Source organism: Sulfuricurvum sp., from assembly GCF_028681615.1.
GTDB lineage: Bacteria > Campylobacterota > Campylobacteria > Campylobacterales > Sulfurimonadaceae > Sulfuricurvum.
In genome coordinates this window covers 1-10,467 of sequence record NZ_JAQUHV010000028.1, presented here as the reverse complement: position 1 = coordinate 10,467, position 10,467 = coordinate 1, and the positions used below count along the sequence as shown (strand labels likewise).

Genomic DNA, 10,467 nt, shown 5'->3' with positions numbered 1-10,467 from the left:
TTCAGGTGGCTATAGAGAGGGGGAAACGCCCGGTCCCATTCCGAACCCGGAAGCTAAGACCCTCATCGCTCATAATACTGCATCTTTCAGGTGTGGGAACGTAGGTCGCCGCCTGGCCTCAGATTTATCTCCTCTTTAATCTCTCAATCATAAAACCATTGCTTCTTCAATCAACCATTTAACCATAGCACCATGAATTTATCGCCATTTTTTCCTTATTATCGAGCATATTTATCATCCTTCCTTCTTTGAAAAAATACTAGTATATTTCTATCACAAATATGTCACCTATGATGTTACAAAATGACACAGTGTCATAATCTTTTCCTATTTATTTGTGAAATCAAAACTTTATTTTTTTTTATTTAATTCCCTTAATATGGTGATTATTGCTTATATTGACGTTCTATTGCCAGAATAAGTTAGTATTAATCCGTCGTATTACAGATATGATTAGTATTATAAGAAAAATATATACTGTGATATCTTCTTGTTAAGTTTCAATTAATTTTATCACCCCTATAATAGTGTTGTTAACGAATCGTTTACCGATTCAATTTAAAACTTATCGAGGAGAATTAATGAAACGTTCAATTAAAATCGCTGTAGCTGCTGCTATCGCTTTAAGTAGCACATCTGCATTCGCAACCAATGGAGATCATTTGATCGGTATGGGTGCTAAAGCACGCGGTATGGGTGGAATCGGTATCGGTATGTCTCATGGTGCTGAATCAGCTCTTGCTAACCCTGCGTTAATAACATCTGTAAACGGTACTGAAGTTTCTTTTGGCGGTACAATTTTTATGCCGGATGTTAAAACAGATTTAGGTACTGGAGAAGGTAGCTATGACAGTGCAGCTAATCTTTCTGTGATCCCTGAAGTAGCAATTGCTCAAAAAGCATCTGATAATTTCTACTGGGGTATCGGAATGTTTGGTGTTGCGGGAATGGGTACTGACTACCGTGATGCTAATACTGCAGGTATGGCGTACAATAACTTCCACATGGTAACCAATTTACAATTGATGCAATTTGCGGTTCCATTGGCCTATAAATCAAATGGATTTAGCTTAGGAGTTGCACCTGTACTCCAATACGGGTCATTGGACATCAATTATGATGGTAGCAGTACAAAAGGCGTAGCACAAGATTTCGGATTTGGTTATAACGTTGGTGCGGCATATGAAATGAGCGGTTTAACTGTCGGTGCATCTTATAAATCAGCTATCGATATGAGTTATACAGGCCAAATTTCAGCAGCAATGGCTGATTTCACCGGAATGATGGGCTTCCCAAATCCTGGTATCGCAGATAATCTTGAGCAACCGGCTGAGATTGGTATCGGGGCTTCATATAAAATGGGTGGAAGTACATTTGCTGTAGATTACAAACAAATCAAATGGTCAGATGCAAAAGGATATAAAGAATTTGGTTGGAACGATCAAAATGTAATTATTTTCGGATATCAATATGCACAAGACAATTGGGCACTACGTGCCGGTTATAATCATGCTGCAAGCCCAATCAAAGACCAAATGATGACTAATCCGTTGGCAAACACTTTTAACTTGTTAGGATTCCCGGCAACAGTTGAAAACCATTACACAGTAGGTGGAAGTCTTGCATTTAACAAAATGACTTCTGTAGATTTGGCATATATGTATGCACCTGAAGTTTCAGATACATATAGCAGTGCTCTTCCGAATGGTATGGGTGGCTTCTATATGGGCAATGTTACAACAAAACATAGCCAACAAGGTGTAACTGCACAACTTAACTTCAACTTCTAAGAAGTTTTCTCTCTCCCCTCGGGAGAGATTCACAATCTATTCACTTTTTTAAGCCATAATAAGAGATCAAAATCGTTGGATTGTTATTATCGTTTTTTTGATGGTTTTGTGATAAAATACTTCTTGTAAGCAAGGGTATAGCTCAAAGAATAAAAAGCGATTACACGGAGGAGAAAAATATGTTTAATAGATTGTTAATGGGTGCTGCTGCACTTTCACTGGCTGCTTCAATGGCGTTCGGCGCAACAGGAGCTAAATTCTATGTTGGTGACGGCGATAAAGAAAAAGTTTTCATGAGTTTGGTCAATGAAAAGATCAATACGATCGGTTTTGTATTGTCTGATCCGCATGAACGTATTAATGATGCGTATAAAACAAAATGGGGCACTGAGTTCAGAACCGTAAAAGGGGTACAGGAAAAACATCCTGATTTCGATCCGACATTTAAAGAGACATTGGATAATCTCGGATTTTTCTCAATCACAAATGATAAAGTTGTCGGACCATTGTTGATGAAAGAACCATCATTGGGTGGATTCTCACCGTTTAATCTCCATATCTACAAAAAAATGGGTGAAGATAAAACGTATGTAGGACATGTTGACCCTGAAACAATGCTCAATATTACCGGTGTTAAAGATGCAGACGTTCGTGCTAAATTTATTGCGTCTTTCGTTCCATTGGATAAAATGGTATCAGAAGAGATCGGCAGTAAAGTACAAACAGTTGACTACAAAGCACTCCCTGCAAAACCGATGATGACATTCGAAGTGCCGTTTGAACGCGGAGCAAGTTTGGATGCATTTATCAGTGATTTCCAAGGTAAATTTGAAGCGGCATTTGAAGCACACAAATATATCATCGCAGGTTACAAAGACATTAAGGGGTCTATGACTGATAATAACATTGAATTTGGTCGCTACGATGCGTATTGGGTCTATTCACTTTGTCATTTCCGTTTTTCAGAAGGGATCTTCAATAACGGTCGTCCGGATGCCGGAGCATTTGCACCGTGTTCAATGTACATGTATGTTGAAAAAGGGTCTAACAAGCTAATGATCGGTATGCCGAAATTGGAAAACTGGGTTGCTGTTATGGGAATTAACGATCCGAAAATGGTTGACTCTATTCATAATCTTGATAAAGAAATTATTGGGATCATGACAGGATTGGGAGCAAAAGAACTATGAAAAAAATCTATTCACTAATTATGGGTGCTCTTGTACTCGGATTCTGTGGATGTGCCGGTACGGCTCCTGAAGCACAAGCGGGTGTAAAAGTAGAAAAAGAGGTAGCAACCTACAAAATCGCATCGTATGTAGATGTTGAAAATGCTAAATCAAAACTTACTGGGGCAGGCTTTGAAGTAGTCGGCACGTATAAAACAGATTCTGGCACCACTGTTCTTTTTAGCAATGCCCAGATGAAAAGTGCAGCCAATAAACCTATGCGCGGTCTTGCCGCAGTAGGGCGTTTGTTAGTTGATGATGAGCGTAAACAAATCAGTATTGCTAACCCGATCTATTTTGATAAAGCATTTATGCAAAAAGAATATAACCATACGGTTGCTTCCGTTGAGTTGACATCACTTGAAAAAGCATTCGGACCTTTGAAAGATTCAGCTGATAAATGGGAATTTGATGGGTTGGCAGGATATCACTTTATGGTAGGAATGCCGTATTATGAAGATATGACTGTTGTAGGTGAAGGTTCAACTGGTGATCTTGTTGCTAAAGCACAAGTAGCTAAAGGGACAACAGCGGTTGTAAAATTGGGTGATGACCGTTATGTTGCTTTCGTTAGTTTAGATCGTCGAACAAACGGATTTGTCAAAAAAATCGGAACTCAAAACGGTGAAATTCTTCCGTGGGCAGTATTGATCGAAGGTGGACAAGCAAAAGCACTTAGTGCCAAGTATTATATTGCTATCAGTTATCCATTGCTTACAATGGGTGAATTTATGACGATTGCAACTGTACCAGGTGCGGTTGAAGCAGATCTCAAAAAGATTTTTAAGTAATTTTATACGCCGATGGAGCTAAGCCCCATTCGGCTACGTTAACACTGAGTTCTCTTCAGCAGAGGGCTCAAACACGGAAACCGCGTTATTTTTTTCTCATCTTCTAGACTTTAAACTTTATTGCTTTTAGCATCTCTTCAACGATATCTTTATAATAACTTTTCAATGTATCCGACCCTAAAACAACGGGCGGTTCCCCATTGTCTGAACCTTCTCGTATGTCCATATTTAATGGGATCTGTCCGAGCAGAGGTATATTATAACGTTCTGCTAAACGAGCTCCGCCGCCACTACCGAAAATATCATAACGGGTCCCTGTATCAGGAGCTACAAAGAAACTCATGTTTTCCACTAGACCAGCCATAGGTACATGGATATCTTGAAACATTCGAATAGCTCGGCTGACATCATCACTTGCTACAAGTTGAGGCGTTGTCACAATTACACCGGCAGTAATGGGAAGTTCTTGGGCCATGGTGAGCTGAATGTCACCGGTGCCCGGAGGCATATCGATGACCATAAAATCGAGTTCACCCCATGCGACATCTTCCAGAAATTGAATCAATGCCGAAACGGCGACCGATGAACGCCAAACAAGGGGAGTATCAGAGGTAGGGGTTGTCAGTGCAACACTCATAATTTTGATGCCGTAGTTTTCACATGGGATGATTTTATTATCATCATTCCAGCGTATTTTTTCTAAATCTGTATTGGTGAGACGCGGAACGTTCGGGCCATATACATCAGCATCCAAAATCCCGACTTTATACCCTTTTTGAGCCAGTGCGATAGCGAGATTGACACTTACGGTACTTTTGCCGACGCCTCCTTTGCCGCTTGTTACTGCTATAACATTTGCAGCATAAGGGGCACGATTATTCGGTGACGCACTGTTTCCGTAGTTGATGTCTTTTTGTACGGTTTGTTTTTTAGTAATATTTAGGCTGCTGAACTGGTCATGAAAAGCCGCTTCAATTGCGGCTTTGACTGTGAGGTAGGATTCATCACTCACTGTGAGGAGCTCGATAAATGCATTTTCATTGACTACTTTAACTTCAGAGATGAGCTTAAGATCTCCAAGTGTACGTGAAAGTCCGGGATAAGATAGTGCACTTAGTGCTACAGTGAGATCTTTAGTGTTCATATGGATTTCCTCGTACTTCACGGGCTAATAATGCTTTGGTTCCTGCGGCTTTTTGCGCAAGCTTTGACAAAGGTGCACGAGCCCCCGGATATTCAAGACTGAGGCGGTGTACCTCACTTATACGTGTATCGATTAGAGAGGTAAGTGATGCGATCACACCGTTTAATGTGCCGATTTTATCGGATTCATTCAGTAAGTCTTTAATCAACATTTCACGAGAATGCATTTGTAAATCAAGTCCGTTTTCTCGACCTATAGCAATAAAATCACCTGCACTGAGATAGAGGCCAGAAAAAAATGTATTGAGAAAGTGGTTTTCGAGTGTTAAAAATTTACTTCGTTCTTCGAAATGATTTTTTTTCATGTACGATCTCCCAGATTTGCTTCAGCTGCTTTACTCACATCCGGATCAGTATCTTTGAGCAGTGATGCGATAATCTCTTTTGGTGCGGCTCGATTTTCGGCCAAACGCATACGAACCATTTTATCATTGTCATCACATAAGATCTTGAGTAATTTCGGAGGTGTATTCGGGTTTCCGGAAAGTCCGTCACGAACTATTTTTTCATCGCTGAAAAATTTCTCTAATACATCACTCGGTGTCGAAGGATTGGCGGCAACAAGTGCACGTACTAAATTAATAGGATCAGCTGATAGATGACGTAGGACTTCAACAGGTGTATGAGGATTTTTTGCAACTGCCCAACGTGCACCCATATCAATGGGATTGCTGGCAATATCGATCAATAGTTCGACCATAATCGGGCTGTATTCACGGTCTCTTTCATATACGGATGTTCTAAGAGATAGATTCATCGCGACTTGTCCAACAAGCTGTTTGTCGGTTTTGAAAGCATTATAAATTGCTTGCACTTCTTCAATCGGGAGGGATTTATCCTCCAACAATTCAATAAGCAAAGCGGTATTAGATTGCTCTATAGCATTTAGTGTAGTTTCGGTGCTCATGAAACTCCCTTTTTAATATTATTTTAACGCCAAATTGATAAAAATCCCTTTGACTGTGTTTACTGTTTTAGTACTTAATTTTTGTGATAAAAATAATCGTCATACTATCAAAAAGTGATTAAAATGTAACTATTAATTATAGTATATAAGGCTAGAAACAGAGTAGGATGTATAAGAAAACGTAAACTAACAAAGAGTAATCACATAAAAGCAAATTGTGATAAGTATGTAACAATTTGTAATCCGTGTGACGATTTAAAAATAGTATTTACCATGTATTAAGAGAGTCGTCCTTATAATAGGTACGGTAATTCCATATATTAATGCACATTAGTGTGCACATTTATAAAAAAAAAGGAGCACGGATGAACAGATGGTTAAAATCACTCTGTGTGGTTGCATCATTATCGGCGTCATCAGTGATGGCAGCCGATGGGTATGCAGATAAGAATATTCTTATTTCTGCTGACGAAGCAGTCAAGCTGATCGGCAACCCGAAGGTGATGTTTGTTTCAGGTGACAATGAGGATATTTATAAACTCGGTCATATTAAAGGTTCTGTAGAGATGTATGCTCACCATTTGCACCACTCAGACATCGACGGTACGATGCATTGTGCGCCTTTATACCGCTGTATCGATGATGCAGAAGAAATTATTGGCAAAAAAGGTATCAGTAATGATATGACAATTATTGCCTATGATGACTTTAAGGGTCCAAATGCGACAGGTGTTTATTCATTCTTCAAAAGCTACGGACATAAAAACGTTAAAGTTCTGAATGGTGGACGTGCAGCGATCATGGCAGTCGATCCGGCGCAAAAAGAATATGATACTTTAAACAGTGAATATAAAGAGATCAAAAAAACTCAAAAAGCGGATAAAGAGAAGTTAAAAGCTCCAGACGCTGATAAAGTTGCATTGGGTGCATCAATTGCAAAAGCTGATACAGATATGAAAGCTTTGAAAGCAAAAATGGATGATGTCGAAAAGCGTCTCTTAGTTGTTAAAGGCGAAGAGGTCGATCAACCAAAAACATATAAAATTGACCCAAAGAAAATCGACTATACTGCAATCGCGGATAAAGAAGAAGTAAAACACGCGATGGAAGATATCCTTAAAAATGGGAAAAACTCTAAATACGTTATTATTGATTCTCGCGGTATCGCAGAGATCATCGGTGAACGTAAAATGGATAATGTTGCACGTGGCGGGCATATCCCTGGAGCGACATTTATCGAGTGGAGCCGAATTTCAGATGCTGATAATAAACTTTCTTTTAAATCTCAAGATGAATTGAAAAAAGTATATGCGTCATATGGAGTAACTCCGGACAAAACGATTTACGCGTATTGCCAAGTAGGTGCCGGTCGTGGATCTGAGCACATTACGGCACTTCAACTGCTCGGTTACAAAAACGTCAAAGTCTTCACAGGAAGCTGGGATGTTTGGGGTAACGACATGAACCTTCCGATTAAACGATAAGGGAAGAGGAGAAAATATGACAAAAGTAATGAACAATAATCGCCGTGACTTCCTGAAAGTATCAGGGATGACGGCTGCGTTAGTGGCATCTCAAGGTTCACTTTTCGCAAAAACCAATGTTATTTCAGTCGAGAATGGCAAGGATAACTATCCAAATACTAACTATTCTGAAGATATGTACCGTAACGAATTCGCATTTACATACGGTAAAAAAGAGGAACACGGTTTTGCATACCACTGTGTAAACTGTCAAGGTAACTGTGCATGGGAAGTATGGTCAAGTAACGGCGTTATTACCCGTGAAAACCAATCGGCTCGCTATCCGGTGATCAATGCAAAAATCCCTGACTTCAACCCGCGCGGATGTAACAAAGGGGTACAACACTCACAAGTAATGTATCAAAAAGACCGTATCCTTTATCCTATGGTCCGTGTCGGTGAACGCGGTGAAGGTAAATGGAAACGTGTTAGCTGGGATGAAGCTGCTGAGCGTGTATGTCAAGAAATTTTCAACTGTATGACAGATCCTGAACGCGGACCGGATAAATTGATGGTTCATGCCGGTACAGGTCTTTTGACTGAAGGGCGCCGTGGTGCACCACTACGTTTCTCGACTCAACTCGGTGCCATCCGTATTTATCCGTCATCTTACCTCGGGGACATGTTCTCAGGTGCGGCGATTGCATACGGTGAAGGTAACGTCGGTTGTACATGGGATTTCATGTATAACGTCGATACTGCGGTAATGTGGGGTGGAAATCCGTCGGTTTCTCGTATCCCGGATGCTCACTTCGTATGGGAAGGAAAATATAACGGAGCAAAAGTCATCGTTATTACTCCGGAATTCAATGCAACAGCTAAATCTGCTGACCTTTGGATCCCGATCAAAGCAGGTTCAGATAATATCCTAGCGATGGGTGTTATCAATGTAATCTTGAATGAAAAATTGTATAAACCTGAGTTTATGCAAACGTTCACGGACCTTCCGTTCCTAGTAGATACTGAAACGCAAAAAATGCTTCGCCGTTCTGATATGGAGCATGCTGCAAATGAAGAAGACCATCATAAATTCGAAGAGCAATTCTACTCTATGAATAAAACGACCGGTAAAGTTGCATTGATGCCAGGAACTGAAGGAAGTACGATCAAATCATTGCGTCTTGATGAGCAAGATATTGAGCCGGAACTTGAAGGAACATGGACTATTACAGATGTAAACGGCAAAAAACGTACTGTTACGACTGTTTTTGAAATGTTGAAAAAATCAGCGGCTAAATTTGCACCTGAAGCGATTAAAGATGTAACGGGTGTCCATCCTGAAACAACACGTCAATTAGCACGTGATATCGCATTGCCGAAAGTTGTAGAAATCACTACCGGATTCTCATTGAACAAATATTTCAACGGTGTTCTATCGATCTGGAATATCGCGTCTATCTGTGGATTGACTGGACGTATGGGACCATACGGCGGATTGAATACGGAGAATGAGTTTACTCTATCAGGACTAGGTGTTCTTGGTGGATTCAGCGGTAAATACAATGCTCGTTTCGGATCAGGATTCGTGGGTGAATTCATATTCGGTGACGGTATGAAAACATTTGATGAATACTTCAGTGATGAAGATGTCAAACGTGCACAAAACGGTATGTCTAAAAAAGAGTATATGGCAGTCGTTTCTGAAATGCTCGGTCATGGTAAAAACAATACAGAAAACTTGGACTCTAAACACGGTAATCAAAATAAACCGTGGTGGCAACCGGATTGTGCATTGATCGTTGCTGACTCTAAGTTCCGTCGTAATAAAGGCTCTGAATACCGCAAAGCATTCTTGAGCAAAACCAAATTCTATGGGTATGTAGACTATCGTATGTCTGAAGCGGCTCAGTATGCAGATGTATTGTTACCGGCTAAATCACACTATGAAGTTTATGACTTACGTACAAGTCCTGGTTATCACCGTTTCACCAACTTGGCTCAGCCGGTTGCGAACATCAAAAATGTCGGTGAAGCGATGGATGAATGGTCTATGTTTACTCTTCTTGCGAAGAAAATGGAAGAGCTTGCAAACCGACCGGAAAATATCGATAAAGCAAAAGTTAAAGATCATCCGAAATATGCGAAACCTGGTTTCCATGATTTGACGATTTTCCATAAAGAGTACACGAATACAGACCCTGAATCTGAAGGTGCAGGAGAAAACTATCTCGGTACCGACAAAATGGCAGTACAAGCAGCGTTGGAAAAATGTGAGCAGTATGAGCCGTGGACGATGGAAAAAATGTACAAAGTGGGTGGATTCTTGTTGATCAATGAAAAAGCGGCAAAATCTTCTCCATTGTACCCAGACCGTCCGTATAGCTCAATGGAATTCAACCTCTATAAATTTGAGCGTCTTGAGACATTGTCCGGGCGTCAAACATTCTATGTTGACCATGATATGTACATCAAAATGGGTGCTGCGACTAATACTGGTATGGAAGGGATTCGTCCTAAGTCTAAAGACTATCCGTATGTATTCATGACTCCGCATGCACGCTGGTCAATTCACTCGAATTACAAAACGTCACGTACGTTGCTACGCTTGCAACGTGGTGTTCCTGCGGCACAAGTGAATCGTGTAGTTGCTGAGGCAAAAGGGATCAAAGATGGCGATACCATCCGTATTTACAATGCACTTGGTGAATTCTATGCGATGGCAAAACTCTCTTCTTCTGCACCGGCTGATGGCTTGGTAATGGAGCATGGATGGGAACCGTACATGTATTTGAAAAACAAAGGGCACAATGAAGTTGTACCAACATCATTGAATCTTCTTGAGATGGCAGACGGATGGGGTCACCTTAAATTCGGTGGTCTGTGGGACGGTAACCAATACGCATATGACGGCGCGGTTAACTACGAAAAAGCAAAAGACGTACAGTACTAAGGGGAATAGATGTCTAAACGACAATTAGCAATGGTAATGGACCTGAACAAATGTATCGGGTGCCAAACATGTACCGTAGCATGTAAAACGCAATGGACGAACCGTAACGGTCGTGAATATATGTATTGGAATAA

Annotated in this window: 9 protein-coding genes and 1 rRNA gene; 7 read left to right on the top strand and 3 right to left on the bottom strand. The window is 40.5% G+C overall.

Features of this window, described 5'->3' with window-relative positions:
- Position 1 precedes the first annotated feature (1 nt).
- The 4 genes from rrf (at position 2) to PHE37_RS13615 (ending at position 3,810) form a co-directional block, all read left to right on the top strand.
- Positions 2-117, top strand: a 5S ribosomal RNA gene (rrf, locus tag PHE37_RS13630).
- A gap of 464 nt (positions 118-581) precedes the next feature.
- Complete coding sequence (locus tag PHE37_RS13625) at positions 582-1,790, top strand: outer membrane protein transport protein (protein WP_299994889.1); 1,209 nt, start codon at positions 582-584, stop codon at positions 1,788-1,790.
- A gap of 179 nt (positions 1,791-1,969) precedes the next feature.
- The gene (locus PHE37_RS13620) at positions 1,970-2,980 is read left to right on the top strand and encodes a hypothetical protein (RefSeq protein ID WP_299994891.1); all 1,011 of its coding nucleotides are present in this window, start codon (positions 1,970-1,972) and stop codon (positions 2,978-2,980) included.
- Positions 2,977-3,810 carry a hypothetical protein gene (locus PHE37_RS13615; RefSeq protein WP_299994893.1) on the top strand — a complete coding sequence of 278 codons (834 nt, stop codon included), beginning with the start codon at positions 2,977-2,979 and terminating at the stop codon, positions 3,808-3,810. The genes PHE37_RS13620 and PHE37_RS13615 overlap by 4 nt, the downstream gene beginning before the upstream one ends.
- 103 nt (positions 3,811-3,913) lie before the next feature.
- On the opposite strand, the gene PHE37_RS13610 is transcribed toward PHE37_RS13615, so the two are convergent.
- The 3 genes from PHE37_RS13610 to PHE37_RS13600 are packed head-to-tail and all read right to left on the bottom strand — an operon-like array spanning position 3,914 to position 5,920.
- On the bottom strand, positions 3,914-4,954 hold the full coding sequence (locus PHE37_RS13610; protein WP_299994895.1) for an Mrp/NBP35 family ATP-binding protein: 1,041 nt from the start codon (positions 4,952-4,954) through the stop codon (positions 3,914-3,916).
- Positions 4,944-5,318, bottom strand: a complete 375-nt coding sequence (locus PHE37_RS13605) for a hypothetical protein (RefSeq protein ID WP_299994896.1) — start codon at positions 5,316-5,318, stop codon at positions 4,944-4,946. The genes PHE37_RS13610 and PHE37_RS13605 overlap by 11 nt, the downstream gene beginning before the upstream one ends.
- Positions 5,315-5,920 carry a hypothetical protein gene (locus tag PHE37_RS13600; protein ID WP_299994898.1) on the bottom strand — a complete coding sequence of 202 codons (606 nt, stop codon included), beginning with the start codon at positions 5,918-5,920 and terminating at the stop codon, positions 5,315-5,317. Before PHE37_RS13600 ends, PHE37_RS13605 begins: the two co-directional genes overlap by 4 nt.
- 365 nt (positions 5,921-6,285) lie before the next feature.
- Here PHE37_RS13600 and PHE37_RS13595 point away from each other — a divergent pair, with 365 nt between their 5' ends.
- The 3 genes from PHE37_RS13595 to PHE37_RS13880 form a co-directional block, all read left to right on the top strand.
- Positions 6,286-7,404, top strand: a complete 1,119-nt coding sequence (locus tag PHE37_RS13595; protein WP_299994900.1) for a rhodanese-like domain-containing protein — start codon at positions 6,286-6,288, stop codon at positions 7,402-7,404.
- Positions 7,405-7,420: 16 nt separating this feature from the next.
- The gene (locus PHE37_RS13590) at positions 7,421-10,333 is read left to right on the top strand and encodes a molybdopterin-dependent oxidoreductase (RefSeq protein ID WP_299994901.1); all 2,913 of its coding nucleotides are present in this window, start codon (positions 7,421-7,423) and stop codon (positions 10,331-10,333) included.
- Between the two features lie 9 nt (positions 10,334-10,342).
- On the top strand, positions 10,343-10,467 hold a 125-nt coding region (locus tag PHE37_RS13880; RefSeq protein WP_366881186.1), incomplete at its 3' end, for a 4Fe-4S binding protein.